We start from the raw sequence: 18,992 nt of genomic DNA on the forward strand, positions 1-18,992 counted from the left end.
CCTACTCTGTACCTTTGGATATATGTCGTTGGATATACTTTTTCCTGCTTGTTTTCTCTAACTCATAAAAAAATGGGCGAACCGGGAGTTATTAAATAGTATTGAGGCTAAAAATAACAATATTTATTTCCAGTATATAGATATAAGAGATTGATAATAAATAGCTAAAAAATCTATCTTTGGAAATATATCTTTTGGGTCTTTTGATTCCATAAAAGTATCGAAAGTAAGGTATATGCCAATAAATAAACATATTAACTACATTTAATGATATAAATTTCTTGTATAACATTTACAGCAATGTTTGCGATCAAAAACAACAATAAATAATGACATAAAATGCCTAGACTCATAGGAAAGCGCTCTAATACTGGAACAAATATAACTGTTTTAATCGTCCTTGTCGCCATATTTGGGGTATTACTCGAATACTTTGGCATGATCGATATTGTTCCCCGTTTTGGCCGAGAGGGACGATATTTTCAGCTTAAAGGTCAGGCAACAAACGAACAAGTGATTGAACAACCAAATTAATAGGAATCCGAAGGATAGATAAATGCTTAAAGGTAGTGATGTTATCGATAAAGTGGTCGTCACCTACGACACAGGCAAGAAAATTGTCCGAATTATAGATTTAATTTTTGATCAGAAACGCAATCAACTTTTGGGTTTTCTCGTTGCAGAAAAAGGACTGTTTCGAGATGCAAAAGTGATTCCTCTGGAAGAGGTGCAAGCGATTGGGTTAGATGCGATCGTAGTTAAATCCAAAGCATCTATTGTTAAGGCACATCGTATCCCTGTAATTAAAGAGATTCTGCACCAGGGTATTGTGCTAAGAAAAAAGAGAATTCTGACTACCGAAGGACTCGACCTTGGTATATTGGTCGATTTGTTCTTTGATGAGCATAGTGGATTGGTGGAAGGATACGAAGTTTCTAGCGGTGTATTTGCCGATGCTTACTCAGGGCGATCGTTTGTTCCTGCTGGCGAAGCCCTGAAAATTGGTGATGATGTTGCCTTTGTACCTCCAAAAACTGCTCAAATGATGGAAGAACAGGTCGGTGGTATTCGAGGAGCAGTTCAAGCAACTGGAGATAGATTGCAGGACTCAGCTGATACTACTAACCGCAGACTGCAAACAGCAGTGCAAACCGTGAATGAGCAGCTACAAAACTCGGTAGAGAGCGTGAACCGCGGACTACAGGAAGCAAGCCAGAATGCAGGTGAGCAATTGCAAGCTGCAACTGATGCTACTAGCAGCAAACTGCAAGACCTCAATCGAGATGCAACTGCTTCCCTGACAAACAATTTGGTTGATCCTGCCGAGCAAAAGGTATATGTGATTGGCAAGCATGTTGAGCGGGATGTGCTGACTCCAGACGGGAATGTACTGCTATTACAGGGGCAGGAAGTGACGCTAGTCAATGCCGAAGCGGCCGATCGCATGGATATCCTCGATGAACTCTATCGAGCCACAGGTGGCAGCCTAACTGCCAATATCAGCCGCAATTTGCAAGCAGCAACAGAATCTTTTAGCAATGGAATTGGGAGCGTAACTCACAGCAGCACCGCTCATCTACGTCGTTCGATTGATTCACTGGCAGATATGGCGATCGAGCAGGCAAGAGGGCGCAGAGTCGGGCAAACAGTGCGTGCTGACGATGGCTTAATTATTGCGGCATCTGGGCAGATTGTGACGGAATCCCTTCTCGACCGCGCCCAAACTTACGGTAAAGAAGCAGAATTGCTCAACGCTGTCGGTCTGACTTTGGCAACCGCAGTCCGTTCTACCGCAAGAGACACATGGTTAGAAAACAAAGTTCAACTGCGCGACGGGGCCAGCATCGCTCAAGAGAATCTCAACACTTTCTGGCAAGCCTTGAAAGCGAATGCAGAAAAGTTGCAAGGACGCAGCGCACGGGTAATCAAGAAGCAACGGATTGAACAAGCACTAGGTCGTCCAGTTACCCGCGTTATTCTTGACCCAGAAGACAAGGTGATTCTGAATGTAGGTGAATTGATTACACATCGCGCTGTCAGTCAAGCTGAAGAAAGTGGAGTTCTGAATATCTTATTGAGTTCGGTCTATACCAAGGAGCCAGAAATCTCTGACAAGGAGTTACGTGCTTCAGAATATGGCATGGCAGCCTTGGTGCATCATGGTAATGGGTTGAATTGAGCAAGCGATGCTGTTTGCGAAGTCAAAGAATTTTGGATTTTAGATTTGCAATTTTGGATTGACTTACCAAAAAACTTTTTCAATCCAAAATCTAAAATTGGCACGATGAAGAGTGCTGAGTTAAAAGACCACCCACAAGGGGCGCGGCTTGTACCAAGTACATAAGTGCTGAGTAGTTTTTTACTTATTCAGTACTCAGCACTGAGTATGGTTAAGGGCTACTGGCAACAATTTTGGGTTTTCGAGACGCGATAAATCGCCGTCTCTACAAGTTTTTTGGGCTGCTCTGAACTGTATTGGTCTAAAAACTGGCGTGTTTTCTCATCGCGGCATAGTGTCTTGCTGTTGTATTAATTTCAATTACTAACTCTGTGCCTTGACCTAATTGAGAATTACACTTAAGTTTACCTTGATGTTTTTCAACTATAATTTGCCGACTAATTGATAGCCCCAGTCCTTGACCTTTGCCTACTGGCTTAGTCGTAAAAAATGGTTCAAATATATGTCTTTGAATATGGGGAAGTATACCTTTGCCATTGTCAAAAATGCGAATTATAACTTTGTGTTTTTTTCCTGTTTGTTTGTCATTTACCCAATATTCATTACTATTGACCAATGATAAATGGCTACTAACAATTTCTGTATGAATCAAAATTTTGGGAGTAAAGGAATAATCATGCTTCATCCTCTCTTCTAAGGCATCAATGGCATTGGTTAAGATGTTCATGAATACCTGATTGAGTTCACCAGGGTAACACTCAATTAAAGGTAATTCACCAAAGGTTTTAATTACTTCAATCCCTGCTCTATCAGCCTTTTCTTTCAAACGATGCTGTAAAATCCTCAGAACATTATCAATTCCTTTATGGAGGTCAACTTTTTTCATTTGACCTTCGTCAGAGGTTGAAAAGTTCTGTAAGGCGAAAACAATTTCTTTGACGCGTTCAGATCCGGCTCGCATTGACCACAGCAATTTTAAAAAGTCTGTCTTCACGAAACCAAGGTCGAGGCGTTGCAGATGTAAGGCAATGACTGGGGTAGGCGTGGGATAGTGATGTTGATAAAGTTCTATGATTTTGATTAAGTTTTCAGCATATTGGCTGGCGGGATGAAGATTGCCATAGATGAAGCTAACCGGATTGTTAATTTCGTTAGCCATATCCGCCACCAGTTGACCAAGATTAGCCATTTTCTGGTTCTGCAATAACTGTCTTTGGGTATATTTAAGTTCATCGAGGGTAATTTCTAGCTGCTGTGATTTTTCCCTAACTTGGTCTTCGACAGACTGGCGTTGGACAATTTCTCTTTGGAGTTGTTCAAAGAATTGGTATTGTTGAGTAGCGTAGGCGCAGCCCGTCGTAGACATCGCCTTATCCTGAGTAATATCCTTGTGCGTCCCCGCCATCCGCACCGGTTTACCGAATTCATCCCACTGAAATACTTTGCCACAAGTCAGAATCCACTTCCATTCCCCGGATTTAGTCAGCATTCGCAATTCGACTTCAAACACAGGCGTGTATCCTTGGAGATAATCGTGCAATACTTGGCGAATTCTCGGTAAATCTTGCGGATGTACAAGTTGCTCAAAGGATTGATAATCGTTGTCGATTTCCTCTACTTGATATCCCAGAATGCTTTTCCATTGGGGATCGTAATAAGTTTGATCAGTCACTAGATTCCAATCCCATAACCCCAAGCCACTGGCGATTAATGCCATTTTTAAGGCGGCTTCTGAGGATTGACAAGGATCTAAATTTTCTTGAGATAAGTCTTTTGCTTCTGGGAAACTCTGGGAATCTGGTACTGAAAATGGAGCTTCCGGTTCATGGGTAGCGGGTTCTTCGATATGCATAGCTGCTGGTACGATGAGGAAGATATCTTGTAGCTCTCTCTCCACGCTGTCTTAGCACCCTGACGATCCAGTTATGATTGATTGGGCTGTAATTTTAGTCAGAGATATATCACCCTAGATCATAAATTTGGATGGAATAAAAAAAGTAAACAGATGAGTGTAACCTCTGTTGCGATCGCAATTGGCGATTTTTGAGAAAAAGATCGCTCTATTGTGTGCATCTACATTCTAAGATATGTCTAAAAAAAGTAGTTCAAATCACATATACAGCACTTCCGGCAGCTATGAGGTACATCCTCAAAGCTGAAAGCTATGCTAGGAGAGGGGCAAGGAGAAAACTGTATTGCATAATAGCGAGAAGCGCTGTAATTACCTAAAAACTCAGAAAAATTTGTAACTGTGGCAATTGTTTCTATACTTTTCATCTCATTTCTCCTTAATCAAAGTGACTGGTGACTAGGGACTGGGGACTAGGAACAAGAGTTTTCCACATATAAAATATCCAATACCAAGTACCCAGTCTCCTTAATCAATCCATTACAGCTAACACAGCTTTGGGCAATAACTTATCTTTAAACCAAACAATTCTAGCGGGGACATCATTTAATTTTACTCCCGCTTTTTCTAAATTAAGTCGCTCGGAAATTGCCAAAATCAAGTCATCACGTCCAGCCCGCCGCACCTGAGAAAACTTCTTTTGTAAATATTCTGGTCGCCAATATCCAACAATTTCTAATAAAAAGGTGCGTCCATCAGCATGAACTAAGCGAAAATCGGGAATCATCACACTACCGGGAATCGGTATCAAATCAACTTCTCGCTCTAACGCCCAACCACTTTTCAACGCATCCCACTTATCAGCAAAGGATGCTTCTAGCATACTATCGTAGGGCTTACCTGGTGGATAATGGGATACCAAACCACATTCGGAATTGAGAGTGAAACGTCCTGTTTTCCAAGTATTTGTATAAGCATCACGGGTTTGGAGAATCGAAGAAAGACTCCATTTAGTAACGTGAAGTAAAGCCGGAATAAGTTTAGCGATCGCTAACCCATATCGCGTACTAGGATTAAACAAACTCGTCGGCCCATCTATCGTAATTGTAAACCCGTGGTCAGCATCACCCTCAATATAAGCCATCAATTGAAACAACTTTAAATAGCGAAATAACAGCTTATATTCACCCGGAACATTTCGGTGAGCATTTAACACCAGTTTACTGGCCTTATAAAACACACCCTGCACCTGAGATAAGTTATATCGATTTAACACATCTGGCGCTGTTGGTGCATCAAAAACAGTCAAAATTTTATTCTCAGATAAATCAGCATATAGTCCATTCCGAACCTGTTCTAATAAAACTTCCCGCTCAAGTTCTTGAGTTAACTCATCAGCAATTTTACTCAGAGTAACTTGTGTAGATTCTCGACTAGAAACAGACTTTGCAGCTAGAGAAAACACTCGTTCTCTTAACATTTGTGGTTCCAAAGGACTAACCACCTCAAAAGTACAAAAACTGCTTTTGAGAATATAAGCTAACCCCCGCTTCACCCGATAATCTGTAGAATCTCCTTCAAAATCAGTCAGTTGTCGCTCAAGCACACCCTGAGTCTTTCCCACCGCTGATTGAAAATAATTAATTAACTCAATCGCCAACTCTGAAGTCTTTTGATCAATCTTCAGTCTCTTCGGAATGATCTCCTCCCCGTTTTGGCGATGCATCAGTAAGTCTGTCGGTAACATCTGCTGAATTTTGGATTTTAGATTTTGAACTTCCCGTTGAATAATTAATTTCTAACTGTTCCGCAGCCTTCAAACTCCTTTCCTTCCCACTCCCATACACAACCTGTAACTTCCCCTTCTTCTCTTTTTCTCCCCCTGCTCCCCCTGCCTTCCTCTCCCCTCTCCGCCTAGCCGAAGTCCCCTCCTCACTCGTATCTTCAGCCACCACCTCATATAAAATCGCCTGCTTATTCTCAATATTCCCCTTCCGTAAAATCCTCCCCAAGCGCTGAGTATACTCCCTAGCCGAACCCGTACCCGATAAAATAATTGCCACAGAAGCCGCAGGTACATCAACCCCTTCATTCAACACATGAGAAGCAACCAAAGTATTATATTTACCCTCTCGAAACTTTGTTAATATCTCATGCCGTTCTTTCACAGGAGTTTGATGAGTAATTGCCGGAATTAGCAACTCTTGAGAAATGCGATAAACCGTTGCATTATCAGCAGTAAAAATCAAAATTCGCGCCGGATAATGTTCTGCCAATAAATTAACTAAAATTCGCAACTTCCCATCAGTACCCAAAGCGATATCTTTCGCTTCTCGATGCGCTAACATCGCCCTCCGTCCAGATTGCGATCGCGCGCTCATTTGGACAAACATTTGCCAACCTTGCAAACTCCCCAAAGAAATCTTTGATTGCTTCAAAAAGTCATTGCGGGTTTGAATTAACTGATTGTATCTTTCCCGCTCAAGTTGCGATAACTTTACCTTAATTTGGACAATTTCATGCTCTGCTAACGCCTTCCCTGCTAAATCTTCGGCGCGTTTGCGATATACTTCTTGTCCAATGAGAATATTTAAATCAGCGTGTTTACCATCAGTGCGTTCTGGTGTCGCAGAGAGTCCTAGACGATAAGGTGCGATCGCATATTCAGCAATTACCCGATTAAAATCTGTCGGTAAATGATGACATTCATCAAAAACAATTAACGCATATTGATTTCCCAAGGTTTCAGCGTGAATTGCAGCACTATCATAAGTTGCAACTAAAATAGCCGTTCTATCCCGCGAACCACCCCCCAGCAATCCCACCTCAGCATCAGGGAAAGCCGCAACTAAATGTGCATACCACTGATGCATTAAATCCAAAGTAGGGACTACAATCAACGTCGTGCGCGGCGTTGACTGCATCGCCATTTGCGCTAAATAAGTCTTTCCCGCCGCCGTGGGAAGCACAACCACCCCTTGTCTACCCGCCAGTTTCCAAGCCGCTAGCGCTTCAGTCTGGTGGGGATAGGGTTCCATTTCTAGGGTAGGAACCAAATCTATAGGATAAAATTCCTTTGCCTCATCGATAAAATAAACATCTTCCGCTTGTAGTGCTTCTATAAGCGATCGGTATCTAATTGCCGGAATGCGGAATTTTTCAACTCTATCATCCCACGTAGCGTAGTCCATCCAACCTTTGCCGCGTGGTGGTGGATGCAAAATTAATGTGCCACGATCAAAATTTAATGTAGGGGTACGAGCCATTTGAGAGTGCTGAGTGCTGAGTTAGGAGTTTGGAGTTTGGAGTTTGGAGTTTGGAGTTAGGAGTTAGGAGTTAGGAGTTAGGAGTTTGGAGTTTGGAGTTTGGAGTTTGGAGTTTGGAGTTTGGAGTTTGGAGTTTGGAGTTTGGAGTTTGGAGTTTGGAGTTTGGAGTTAAGAGTTATTCTCCCTTATCTCCCTCATCTCCCAATACGGTTCGGTTAAGGTTTTTTGATGAAAATTCTAGATCACAAAGACGCGATAAATCACCGTCAAGACGAAGAACTGATTATTGTAGAGACGGCGATTTATCGCGTCTCTTGCCTTAACCGAACAGTATTGCCTCATCTCCCTCATCTCCCTCATCTCCCTCATCTCCCTTATCTCCCTTATCTCCCTCATCTCCCTCATCTCCCTCATCTCCCTTATCTCCCTCATCCCCCCACTCCCTTGATTACTAATAACGTAAAAAGTGCATGATTAATCCAAATAACTCTGACAAAACTCAACTAGATGCGCTCATGAGTCAAGGGATGTCCCATTGGCAAATGAGCAGTAGCCTTGGCGAATCTTACAAAGAACAGCGACAGCGCTTCCTGCTTAAGCGATTGCAATTGCAGGCTCAGATTATGCTGATTTCTGGCTTGACTTTGATTATTTTTTTCCTTTGGGTAAATTCACAGGTACAAGGCAAAATATATGCCTTTAAAATTGGTTTTGCAGTAGAAATATTTACACTTATTTGTTGGGGTTTATGTAAAACCTCTATAGGTCGTCGTTACCCAAACTTAATTTTTTTGAGTTTATGTTGGTCTGTAACTTGTGCCGTGCAAATTGATGTCGCTTTGCTGTTTAATAATCTAGAACCTAGAACCAATTTCTGGAATCTGATGTTTCTCACTCAGGCTACAATCGTTCCAGTACAATGGTGGCTACATTTAATAGCACAACTTGGGACAATTGGTTGCTACCTAATTTTATATTTATCGTATAATCCCTTATTAAAAAACCCATCAGCTTTTTATATTGAGCAGGGCTTATATTTCTTTTGGACTTGCATCATTTGTGTCTTCTCTGTCTATTTATACGAACGCTTGCGAAAAAAAGAATTTTACGCTCGTAGAGCAATGGAACTAGCACAGCAAAAATCAGAACGGCTGTTACTAAATATTTTGCCAGAGATGATTGCAGAACAATTAAAACAACAACCGACAACTATTGCCGACAGCTTTCTGGAAGTTACGGTGCTATTTGCTGATATTGTTGGCTTTACAGAGCTTTCAAGTCGTACATCTCCTGCGGAGTTAGTTGAGTTATTAAATACAATTTTCTGTTTGTTTGACCAATTAGCAGAACGTCATGAAGTAGAGAAAATTAAGACCATTGGTGATGCATATATGGCTGTTGCCGGGTTGCCAAATCAATCTAAGAATCATGCACCAGCGATCGCTAATATGGCATTGGATATGCAAAAGGCTGTAACTACGTTTAACGAAGAAAATAACCAATCCTTTTGCATTCGTATTGGTATTAGTACTGGCCCAGTAGTCGCAGGGGTGATTGGGCTGAAAAAGTTTGCCTACGACCTTTGGGGAGATACAGTCAATACAGCTAGTAGAATGGAATCTCATGGTATTGCAGGTAGTATCCAGGTTTGTGAAGCAAGTTATCAGCTTTTAAAGGATAAGTACTTATTGGAGAAACGAGGTTTAATTCAAGTTAAAGGTAAAGGTGAAATGATGACTTATATACTCAAGGAAATTAATTCAAAAACTTATTGAAGAAGGCAGCTATGCTGAGGGCAGAGGGCAGAAGGTTCAATTTAGAAGGGGATTCAAACTAGGGTGTTGACTTTGTGAGAAATCAGCCTAAAACTTTTCATGCAATTTCTGTGTCGTCACTTGAGGCAGAAAATATGGTTCTTCTTTTTGAGAGCATAGACTGACCAAAAACTTCAAGAGACCAAGCTTCAAGATCAAGATACCGGACTGTTTCTAAGGCTTGCTTTACAACAGATGCTGTCAAATTCATAGTAGATAAAGAAATGCTCAAAATCATCTGACCTATCTGTTTAATAGGACATCGAGAAGAAAACTGTTTATATTTACCAAAAAGTGATTCAATCACATCAGAGGTGGCTAAACAAGTGTGTTCTGCCTGAATTTGAGAACTTTCAACTGTCAAATAATCTAGAACTTTTATTTGGAAATTAACTAGAGAATTAGTTTTTATTGTTAACTGATGTAACTGAAATATAGTGCTTGATTCTTGGTTAAGTCCACGAGTTTTAAGTTGAGTCTCTATAGTTCGAGTCATCAGAATTGAGATAAATTTAACTCTAGTTAGCCCGCTTCATAAACTTCGCTGGAGAAATATTATAATCTTGGTATGCGAATCATTGCCCGCACCACTTTACGGCAATTTTGGGAAACACATCCTTCTTCCGAGCAGCCACTTAAAGCTTGGTATGAGGAAGCGTCTCGTGCAGAATGGAATAGTCCGACAGATATCAAAAGTACTTATCGTAACGCCAGTATTATTGCTAATAATCGTGTCGTTTTTAATATCAAAGGGAATGATTACCGCTTAATTGTTCACGTTCGTTATGACATTAAAATTATTTTTATCCGCTTTGTAGGAACGCACTCTGAATACGATAACGTAGACGCGACAACAATTTGAGGTAATGTATATGCTCGAACCCCGTCCCATCCGAACCGAAGCTGATTATCGTGCTGCACTTGATGAAATTGAAAGATTATTTGATGCAGAACCTAATACACCGGAGTGCGATTTGTTAGAAGTTTTAACGACGCTGGTAGAAGCATACGAACAACAGCATCACCCTATTGTTGCACCAGAGCCGATTGATGCTATTTTATATTATCTCGAATCCCGTGGTTTGTCCGTTAATGATTTGGAACCTATTATTGGGAGTCTGGGACAGGTTACAGACATTTTAAATCGCCAGCAACCACTAACACTAGAGATGATTCGGCGTTTGCATTCCTCATTGGGGATTCCGGCGGAGGTGTTGATTCAACCATACTCTTTAATGAAAAATTCAGCTTAATCAAAAGTCAGTGAACTTTGATATTGCCACTGGTTATTGTTAAGTAAAAAAGCATACTGTTTAGTAATTATTATTTATGGCGATAAATAGTTATAGCAACCGCTTTGCAACCCCCAAGAGCGGTTGAGTTTTTGATGGCTCCAATCCCAGGTTTAGAGGGTATATTTTCATTTTACGTGCGAATTGGAAGAAAAAATTCACTTTATACACTTACCCAGAAATGTTTTTAATGAGCAATAATTTTATGCAAAGTAGCTTAGTTTGTATTAGTACAGCTTCAGCAGTTTCTGAAGATGTAAGGATGAGTATTTACGCATAGACAAAATAAATAAGATGTGGGTGTAAAGGGACGACACCAAGTAAAAGGCGAATGCAAATTGTCAGGCTATTTTAAAAGTTGAAGCGAGTGATGCAATGAACAGCAACGAAGCACTGCATGAACTTGAGGTTTTTAGACAATTACTCAGTGCTATCAGTAATCTTAGAACAGGAAAATATCAAAGCGAAGCTGTAGCATCAATATTAGCCAGCAAAATGCAAATTACAGATGTGATTTATGAAGCTACTACGATAGATTATTTGAGAAGTAAAGTAAATCTCATAGAATTGTTAATTCAGCTTGCTCTATATTTACCTGACTATGAAAGTAGTAGTGCTATAGGAAGAATACTTGATATAGGACGAGAATTATTTAATGATGAATGGATAAAATATTTAGCCAGATACGCGGTTATATTACCGCAAGAGAAATTAGGATATTTTTTTATTTGAAAGTCTCTAATATGACTTCAATTCATACTGAATTCTGACTACATAATTCTGAATTCTTCTGAATAAATCTCTACTGTTTGACAGAGACTCAAAAACAAAACATATATAATTAAAGCGATAATTATAAGTATCAGATTATTTAAGCTTTGCTAAATCTAAGCTTTACTACTTTAGATAAATTAGCAGCAAGTAACTGCTTAGGTGTGTATTTTTTTGATGCATAATAGGTGTTGAGCGATGTCTATAACAGGCTATGCCTACGCATTTTCTAGCTGATTTTGGGAATAATCCTTTAGCTAGCTGCATAAAAGGAGAATCTACATTGAAAGGAATACGTTCCCTTCTAGCACCCTATGCTGTGGCACTATTAGCTGTTGGTAGCGGATTACTACTAACACTATTGCTACAGCCATTACTGAAACCAACTATTTTTCTGCTGTTTTTTGCTGCCGTGGCGGTTAGTGCCTGGTATGGCGGCATAGAAGCAGGGTTACTGGCTACTAATTTGTCTACTTTAGCCGTCAGCTACTTTTTCTTAGAGCCAGTGTTTTCGCTCTTGGTTGCGAGTCTAGACAGCATACGACGCTTAGGCTTATTTGTACTGGTGACAACATTCATCACCTTGCTGAACTCAGAGTTACGCACTGCCAAACAACATCTGCAAACGAGTTTGCAGAAGCGACAGGTGAGTGAGGCAAGGTTTAGAAGGTTGGTAGAGTCCAACATCATTGGGGTAATTGTAGCCAATATGGATGGGGCGATCGCAGAAGCTAACGATGTTTTTTTAGAAATGGTAGGTTATTCGCGGGAGGATTTACTAGCAGGGCGAGTTCGGTGGCGCGACATGATACCACCAGAATATATTGAAGCTAACAATAATGCGATTGCAGAACTCAAAACTAAAGGTGTGTGTCAGCCCTTTGAGAACCAATACATCCGCAAAGATAACAGCCGCGTTCCCATCCTATTAGGTTGCGCTTTGTTAGAAAATACTCCAGAGGATGTTATCTGTTTTGTACTTGATTTAAGCCAACGCAAACAAGTAGAGCTTGCTCTTTCCAAAAGCGAAGAACGTTACCGCGCTTTTTTAGAGCATAGTTCAGAAGGTATTTGGTGCATCGAACTGGAAGTACCAATTTCGCTAGATTGCTCAGAAGATGAACAAATTCAACATTTTTACCAATATGTTTACTTAGCAGAATGCAACAATGTGATGGCGCAGATGTATGGCTGTTCTAGTGCCAAAGAAATTATTGGTGTCAGACTAGGAGACTTTCTTGTTCCCTCCGATCCACATAATATTGCATACCTGCGTAATTTTATCCGTTCTAACTACCGACTAATTGATGCCGAATCTCATGAAATAGATAAGCAAGGTAATTCCAAATATTTTTTGAATAATCTGGTGGGAATTGTCGAAAATGGCTTTTTAGTCAGAGCATGGGGAACTCAACGCGACATTACAGAACGCAAACAAGCAGAAGCAGCACTGCGTCAACGAGAAGATGAGCTACGCCTGATTACAAATGCTGTACCCGTCAAGATTTCTTATGTTGATACTGAGCAGCGTTATCGCTTTAATAATAAAGGATATGAAGACTGGTTTAGGCTTCCTGCTTCCGAAATTTCTGGTAAACACATAAGAGAAGTTTTGGAAGAGTCGGTTTATCAGTCAATCCTTCCTTACGTAGAAACAGTACTCTCAGGAGAGCAAGTAACTTACGAAACCCAATTATCCGATAAAGATGGCAGAAACCATTACATGAATGTCACTTATGTTCCACAATTCAATCATCAAGAGAAAGTAGAAGGATTTGTTGTCCTAAGTACAGATATTACACTTCAAAAGTTAGCAGAGCAAGAACGCGAACAACTGCTGGAGCGCGAACAAGCCGCACGCGCCGATGCAGAAACAGCAAACCGGATGAAGGATGAGTTTCTGGCTACACTTTCTCACGAACTCCGTACACCACTAAATGCTATACTAGGCTGGGCACAGCTACTTAGAAAGCGCAAGTTAGATGAAAATGTTACTGGTCGCGCACTAGAGACAATTGAGCGTAACAGTAGATCCCTGACACAACTGATCGAAGATGTTCTAGATGTGTCACGGATTATTAGAGGTACACTTCATCTAAGCATGGAGCAAGTAAAACTTGTAACACTTGTAGAAGCGGCAATCGATACTGTGTACCCAGCAGCCCAGGCTAAAGAGATTAGTATCAAGTGTAGATTCGACCCGGAAGTAGAGGTAGTTGTGGGTGATGTCAACCGCTTGCAACAGGTTGTGTGGAATTTGCTCTCCAACGCCGTTAAGTTTACACCCAAGGGCGGAAGAGTTGATGTGCAATTGGAGCGGATTGAATCCTGCGTGCAAATTCAGGTGAGTGATACAGGAGGGGGAATTGCTGCCGAATTCCTACCCCATGTATTTGAACGCTTTCGTCAAGCAGACAGTTCCACCACGCGATCGCATGGTGGACTAGGATTAGGGTTAGCGATCGTCCGCCACTTGGTAGAATTACATGGTGGTACAGTCTGTGCCAAAAGTCCAGGAATTGGACAGGGGGCGACATTCGTTGTCAGTCTGCCAATGAAAGCCATTTAAAAACTTGTGAGCATCCAACATCAAAAGTTGCACAATCTGATCTCACAATTCACAATGGTGATTGATTACAAATTTTAGAGGATACTGCCAGCAGGCGATTCCTGTCATTAATTAACTTAGAACCTGTTGATGGAAGCTTCCGAGCTATTAGAAACAATCACATTCTTGATTTACCAAGCCGAGCAAGGGGAAATTGATCCTTGGGATGTCCAAGTGATTGAGGTGATTGACCGCTACTTGGAACTGATGGCACCGGGGGCAATAACAAGAGGCTACGAAGCGGACTTGTCTCAATCTGGACAGGCTTTTTTATCAGCATCAATGCTGGTATTATTCAAAGCCAACACCTTGATGCAATTGTCAACTGTAGGAGATGGACAAGATGGTGTAGAAGATGATGCCCTATTGGAAGATGAAGACGGTGTATCACATCAGGGTCATCGTCTACCATTAGAACGGCAATTGCGTCGTCGTCCAGCAGCAATGCCGCCACCAAAGCGCCGGGTGACTCTGCAAGAGTTAATTGAGCAATTGCAGATTATGGCTAACCAACTGAAACTAGTAGAAAAAGTTAGTAAACCTATCCGTCCCAGGCGTCAGCCTAGCGTCCAAAGTATGCGGGAGGCGCTAGAGTTAGCTCACCAAGAAAATCTGACAGAAGTCGCTGGGGAACTAGAGCAGGTATTGAAATTGTCGGCAAGAGACCTAAGTTTAGAACAAAATTGGTTGAATTTAGAACAACTTGTAGAATTGTGGACTCAGACAAAGCTTCTCAACCAAAATGGGTCTGGACATGAGTCTAAACAAAGTCAACTAGTTGGTGTTTTTTGGGCGCTATTACTACTCTCGGCTCAATCGAAAGTAGAGCTATTTCAAGAGGAGTTTTACCATGAGATTAAAATTCGCTTACTGAGACCCCTTGAACACCCGATGAATTAAGAAAGCCAAAAGTAGCCCTACAGATAATTTACAGATTTTTGATTCAGCCCCAAAATCCGAGTAAATTGAAAAGATAAGCGATCGCTTGTCATCTAAGTATATCGATGGTTGCAATAACAACTAAATTACTGTTATCCCTGTTTTGAGGGATGACTTAGAGCAGAAATAAAAACTGATGATTAAGTATCACTCGATGAAAGTAAACTGGCTTGTGGTTGAGGAATAAACTTTTATGAAAGCGATGATTCTGGCAGCTGGCAAGGGTACTCGCGTGCGTCCGATTACGTACACTATGCCCAAACCGATGATGCCCATCCTGCAAAAGCCAGTGATGGAGTTCTTGCTGGAACTGTTACGCCATCATGGATTTGACCAGATTTTGGTCAATGTTAGTCATTTGGCTGAGGAAATTGAAAACTATTTCCGTGACGGTCAGCGGTTTGGGGTGCAGATTGCCTATTCCTTTGAAGGGAAAATTGATGACGACGGTAAACTAGTGGGCGAAGCTATAGGTTCAGCTGGAGGGATGCGACGCATCCAAGACTTCTCACCCTTTTTTGATGATACCTTTGTGGTGTTGTGCGGTGATGCTTTGATTGATTTGGATTTAACTGCGGCTGTTAAATGGCATAAAGAAAAAGGGGCGATCGCTACTATTATCACGAAATCTGTCCCCAAGGAAGAAGTTTCTAGCTATGGTGTGGTTGTGACTGACGAAGAGGGACGTGTCAAAGCTTTCCAAGAAAAACCTTCAACTGAAGAAGCTCTTAGCACCAACATCAACACAGGTATTTACATCTTTGAGCCAGAAGTTTTTAACTATATACCTTCTGGTGTCGAATATGACATTGGTAGCCAATTGTTTCCTAAATTGGTAGAAATCAAAGCACCCTTTTACGCCATCCCTATGGACTTTGAATGGGTAGATATTGGTAAAGTCCCAGACTATTGGCGGGCGATTCGCGGTGTACTGCTGGGTGAAATTAAAAATGTGCAAATCCCCGGTCATGAAGTCGCTCCTGGCATCTACACTGGCTTAAATGTCGCCGTAAATTGGGACAAAGTGGATATCACCGGCCCCGTTTACATTGGCGGGATGACGAGAATCGAAGACGGAGCGAAAATTGTCGGGCCAGCGATGATTGGCCCCAATTGTTGGATATGTAGTGGCGCAACAGTAGAAAACAGCGTGATTTTTGAATGGTCGCGCCTGGGCCCCGGAGTCCGGTTAGTCGATAAGCTAGTATTTGGACGTTATTGCGTAGATAAAACTGGCGCTGCGATCGATGTTCAAGCTGCGGCTTTAGACTGGCTGATTACCGATGCTCGTCAGACACCGCCATCACATACCCCTGTTGAACGACAAGCGATAGAGGAATTATTGGGGACAAACGCAAATTAAAGTTAGGAATTAGGAGTGAAGAGTTAGGAGTAAAAAATGAAATACAAACTCCTAACTCCTAACTCCTAACTCCTAACTTTTCACTCTTAACTCCTAACTATTTAGATACGTATATCTTCTAAGACTCTGCTCGTAGGTTTGCAGTAGTCGCTGAGATTCCGCTAGGGTGATGCGCTTTTCTTCTAATGCTTTCTCGCAACGCTGGCGAATGTTTTCCACCATATCTTCGGAGTCATACTGCATATAGCTCACCACTTCGCTCATGGTGTCACCTTTGACAACGTGTTCAATCTGGTAGCCTTTGGGCGTTAATTGGATGTGAACGGCGTTAGTATCGCCAAATAGATTGTGCAAATTGCCCATGATTTCTTGGTAAGCTCCATTCAAGAACATCCCCAAATAATAGGGTTCTCCGGGCTTGTAGGTGTGCAACTCTAAAACCGACTTGACATCGCGTAGGTCAATAAAGCGATCTATTTTACCATCACTATCGCAGGTCAGGTCTGCTAAAATTCCCCGTCGGGTTGGTTCTTCATCCAAGCGGTGAATTGGCATAATCGGGAATAGCTGATCGATCGCCCAGCAATCTGGTGCTGATTGAAACACTGACATATTCACGTAATAGATGGAAGCCATAATTTTTTCTAGGTCTTCCAGTTCATCCGGTACGTATTCTTGCTGTCTAGTGATGGTAAGAATTTTCTGACAACAAGCCCAGTAGAGGCGTTCGGCTTTAGCTCGTTCTCTGAGGCGTAAAATTCCTAAGTTGAAGCGGCTGATGGCTTCTTCTTTGAATTGGGCAGCGTCGTGGAACAATTCTTGATAATTCTCTTGGTTGATAGATTGGTAGCTTTCCCAAAGATAATTAATAATTGGGGATTCTCCCTCTTGCGGAGGTTCTGGTGCGTCGAGAGGGACATCACTAGTACTGAGAACGTCAAAAATCAGCAGCGACTGATGGGAAGCAAGCGCTCGTCCACTTTCACTAATCAGTGTTGGTACGGGAATCTGCCGCTCGGCACAGGTATCTTTTAACTCTGCCACGATGTCGTTGGCATAGTTCTGCATGTTGTAATTTTTCGATGCATAGAAGTTAGTTTGGGAGCCATCGTAATCTACGCCCAAGCCACCACCAACATCAAGGTATTTCATATCCGCCCCCAGCATGGACAATTCCACATAAATACGGCTGGCTTCTTGGATGGCATCTTTAATCACATTGATAGCAGAGATTTGTGAGCCAATGTGGAAGTGCATCAACTGCAAAGAATCGAGCAGGTTAGCTTCTCGTAACTTGTCAACAGCCTCGATGACTTCAGGCATTGTCAAACCAAATTTAGCGCGATCGCCACTAGAGGCTCCCCAACGTCCCATACCTTGGGTACTGAGTTTAGCACGAACACCTAATATCGGCTTAATACCTAACTGGCGATTGGCGTCAATTACCAAATCAACCTCTTCAATCTGTTCTAAGACGATGATTGGTGTTTGTCCTAGTCTTTGGGCTAACATTGCCGTTTCGATGTATTCTCGGTCTTTGTAGCCGTTGCAAACTAACAATGCTCCTGGTGTATCCAACACAGCTAGAGCAATCATTAATTCTGGCTTGGAACCGGCTTCTAAACCAAATTGATGAGGCTTGCCAAATCTGACTAAATCCTCAATCAAATGCCGTTCTTGATTGCACTTGACGGGAAACACGCCACGGTAGACACCTGGGTAGTTGTAGCGGGCGATCGCTTTGGCAAAACAAGCGTTCAACCGCTCAATCCGGTCTTCCAAAATATCAGAAAAGCGAATCAACATGGGAAGTCCCAAGTTGCGCTGTTTCATGGCGTTGACCAATTCAAACAAGTCAAGAGATCCCCCGCGATCGCCCTTGGGTGCCACGGTAACGTGTCCAGCAGCGCTAATGGAAAAATAAGGTTGTCCCCATCCTTCAATACGGTATAACGCTTCGCTATCCTCAATTTTCCAGGAGCGAGGTAAATCTCCTGTAGTAGTACTAGGTGGTAACAGTTTTTTGTGTTTATGATTTTTCACTTCAAATTTCTGTCCATTGGCAGGTAGTACCACCTCGTCAGATGTAGCAGTTGACTCAACACCCATTTCTTCCTAACCTCTGTTTTTCACCCACGAGTTAACAATTTAGCGCATTCATTTGGGAACGTATATGCACCTAAAGATAATTTCTGAGATAAACTCTGATTGGTCAAGAGTCATTGGTCAAGAGTCATTGGTCAAGAGTCATTGGTCATTAGTGGAAAACCCTTGGATTCAAGACAGAGGATGAAGAACAAATGACAAATGACAAAGGACAATTGACTAGATAAAAACTTTATTAAGTTTTAGGAGATAGCTTTGGAACGTACATTCTTAGCAATTAAGCCTGATGGAGTACAGCGGGGATTAGTGGGGGAAATTATCCGTCGCTTTGAAACCAAAGGTTTTACCCTAGTTGGTTTAAAGTTCCTGAAAGTCAGTCGGGAATTGGCTGAACAACACTATGGTGTTCACCGAGAACGTCCCTTTTTTGGTGGTCTGGTGGAATTTATCACTTCTAGCCCAGTAGTGGCGATGGTATGGGAAGGTGATGGCGTTATTGCATCTGCCAGAAAGATTATTGGTGCAACAAACCCCTTAACAGCAGAACCGGGAACGATTCGCGGCGATTTTGGACTGAATATTGGTCGTAACTTAATCCACGGTTCTGATGCTCCAGAAACCGCACAACAGGAAATCGCTCTATGGTTTAAGGATGAAGAATTGGTAAGTTGGCAACCACACTTAACACCTTGGTTGCACGAGTGATGGAGAGTTAGGAGTTAAAAGTTAGGAGTTAAAAGTTAGGAGTTAAAAGTTAGGAGTTAAAAGTTAGGAGTTAAAAGTTAGGAGTTAAAAGTTAGGAGTT

General features: G+C 41.8%; 16 protein-coding genes. 10 read left to right on the plus strand and 6 right to left on the minus strand.

Annotated elements, in window-relative coordinates:
• Positions 1 to 339 precede the first annotated feature (339 nt).
• Positions 340 to 534, plus strand: a complete 195-nt coding sequence (locus tag V7K67_RS32300; RefSeq protein WP_334729911.1) for a hypothetical protein — start codon at positions 340 to 342, stop codon at positions 532 to 534.
• 22 nt (positions 535 to 556) lie between these two features.
• Positions 557 to 2,179 carry a PRC-barrel domain-containing protein gene (locus tag V7K67_RS32305; protein WP_335170075.1) on the plus strand — a complete coding sequence of 541 codons (1,623 nt, stop codon included), beginning with the start codon at positions 557 to 559 and terminating at the stop codon, positions 2,177 to 2,179.
• Positions 2,180 to 2,480: 301 nt separating this feature from the next.
• Here the strand turns inward: V7K67_RS32305 and V7K67_RS32310 are convergent, their stop codons facing one another.
• The 4 genes from V7K67_RS32310 to V7K67_RS32325 form a co-directional block, all read right to left on the minus strand.
• A complete protein-coding gene (locus tag V7K67_RS32310; protein WP_334729913.1) occupies positions 2,481 to 4,076 on the minus strand; it encodes a PAS domain-containing sensor histidine kinase in 1,596 nt (531 codons plus the stop codon).
• Between the two features lie 484 nt (positions 4,077 to 4,560).
• Positions 4,561 to 5,775: a DUF790 family protein gene (locus V7K67_RS32315; RefSeq protein WP_334729914.1), complete on the minus strand. Its 1,215-nt coding sequence runs from the start codon at positions 5,773 to 5,775 to the stop codon at positions 4,561 to 4,563.
• Positions 5,705 to 7,294, minus strand: a complete 1,590-nt coding sequence (locus tag V7K67_RS32320) for a DEAD/DEAH box helicase (protein ID WP_334729915.1) — start codon at positions 7,292 to 7,294, stop codon at positions 5,705 to 5,707. Before V7K67_RS32320 ends, V7K67_RS32315 begins: the two co-directional genes overlap by 71 nt.
• A gap of 237 nt (positions 7,295 to 7,531) precedes the next feature.
• A complete protein-coding gene (locus V7K67_RS32325; protein ID WP_335170078.1) occupies positions 7,532 to 7,726 on the minus strand; it encodes a hypothetical protein in 195 nt (64 codons plus the stop codon).
• 38 nt (positions 7,727 to 7,764) lie between these two features.
• Here V7K67_RS32325 and V7K67_RS32330 point away from each other — a divergent pair, with 38 nt between their 5' ends.
• Entirely contained in the window at positions 7,765 to 9,069 is a 1,305-nt protein-coding gene (locus V7K67_RS32330) for an adenylate/guanylate cyclase domain-containing protein (protein WP_335170080.1), read from the plus strand.
• Positions 9,070 to 9,166: 97 nt separating this feature from the next.
• Here V7K67_RS32330 and V7K67_RS32335 read toward each other — a convergent pair whose 3' ends face one another.
• Complete coding sequence (locus V7K67_RS32335; RefSeq protein WP_335170082.1) at positions 9,167 to 9,604, minus strand: hypothetical protein; 438 nt, start codon at positions 9,602 to 9,604, stop codon at positions 9,167 to 9,169.
• A gap of 72 nt (positions 9,605 to 9,676) precedes the next feature.
• Here V7K67_RS32335 and V7K67_RS32340 point away from each other — a divergent pair, with 72 nt between their 5' ends.
• The 6 genes from V7K67_RS32340 (at position 9,677) to V7K67_RS32365 (ending at position 16,081) form a co-directional block, all read left to right on the plus strand.
• Positions 9,677 to 9,970, plus strand: a complete 294-nt coding sequence (locus V7K67_RS32340; RefSeq protein WP_323319934.1) for a type II toxin-antitoxin system HigB family toxin — start codon at positions 9,677 to 9,679, stop codon at positions 9,968 to 9,970.
• A gap of 10 nt (positions 9,971 to 9,980) precedes the next feature.
• Entirely contained in the window at positions 9,981 to 10,361 is a 381-nt protein-coding gene (locus tag V7K67_RS32345) for a helix-turn-helix domain-containing protein (protein ID WP_334732963.1), read from the plus strand.
• 414 nt (positions 10,362 to 10,775) lie between these two features.
• Positions 10,776 to 11,132, plus strand: a complete 357-nt coding sequence (locus V7K67_RS32350) for a hypothetical protein (RefSeq protein WP_335170085.1) — start codon at positions 10,776 to 10,778, stop codon at positions 11,130 to 11,132.
• A 253-nt stretch (positions 11,133 to 11,385) separates the two neighbouring features.
• Complete coding sequence (locus tag V7K67_RS32355; protein WP_335170087.1) at positions 11,386 to 13,740, plus strand: PAS domain S-box protein; 2,355 nt, start codon at positions 11,386 to 11,388, stop codon at positions 13,738 to 13,740.
• A 129-nt stretch (positions 13,741 to 13,869) separates the two neighbouring features.
• Positions 13,870 to 14,679, plus strand: coding sequence for a ScpA family protein (locus tag V7K67_RS32360; RefSeq protein ID WP_334707264.1), 810 nt, complete (start codon positions 13,870 to 13,872; stop codon positions 14,677 to 14,679).
• Between the two features lie 232 nt (positions 14,680 to 14,911).
• Positions 14,912 to 16,081 (plus strand): NDP-sugar synthase, encoded by a 1,170-nt coding sequence (locus V7K67_RS32365; RefSeq protein ID WP_334732959.1) that lies wholly within the window; start codon positions 14,912 to 14,914, stop codon positions 16,079 to 16,081.
• A gap of 93 nt (positions 16,082 to 16,174) precedes the next feature.
• Here V7K67_RS32365 and speA read toward each other — a convergent pair whose 3' ends face one another.
• Positions 16,175 to 18,190, minus strand: coding sequence for a biosynthetic arginine decarboxylase (gene speA, locus V7K67_RS32370; protein WP_334707262.1), 2,016 nt, complete (start codon positions 18,188 to 18,190; stop codon positions 16,175 to 16,177).
• Between the two features lie 252 nt (positions 18,191 to 18,442).
• Here speA and ndk point away from each other — a divergent pair, with 252 nt between their 5' ends.
• Positions 18,443 to 18,892, plus strand: coding sequence for a nucleoside-diphosphate kinase (gene ndk / locus V7K67_RS32375; protein ID WP_179064967.1), 450 nt, complete (start codon positions 18,443 to 18,445; stop codon positions 18,890 to 18,892).
• Positions 18,893 to 18,992 lie beyond the last annotated feature (100 nt).

This window comes from Nostoc sp., from assembly GCF_036917155.1.
GTDB lineage: Bacteria > Cyanobacteriota > Cyanobacteriia > Cyanobacteriales > Nostocaceae > Nostoc.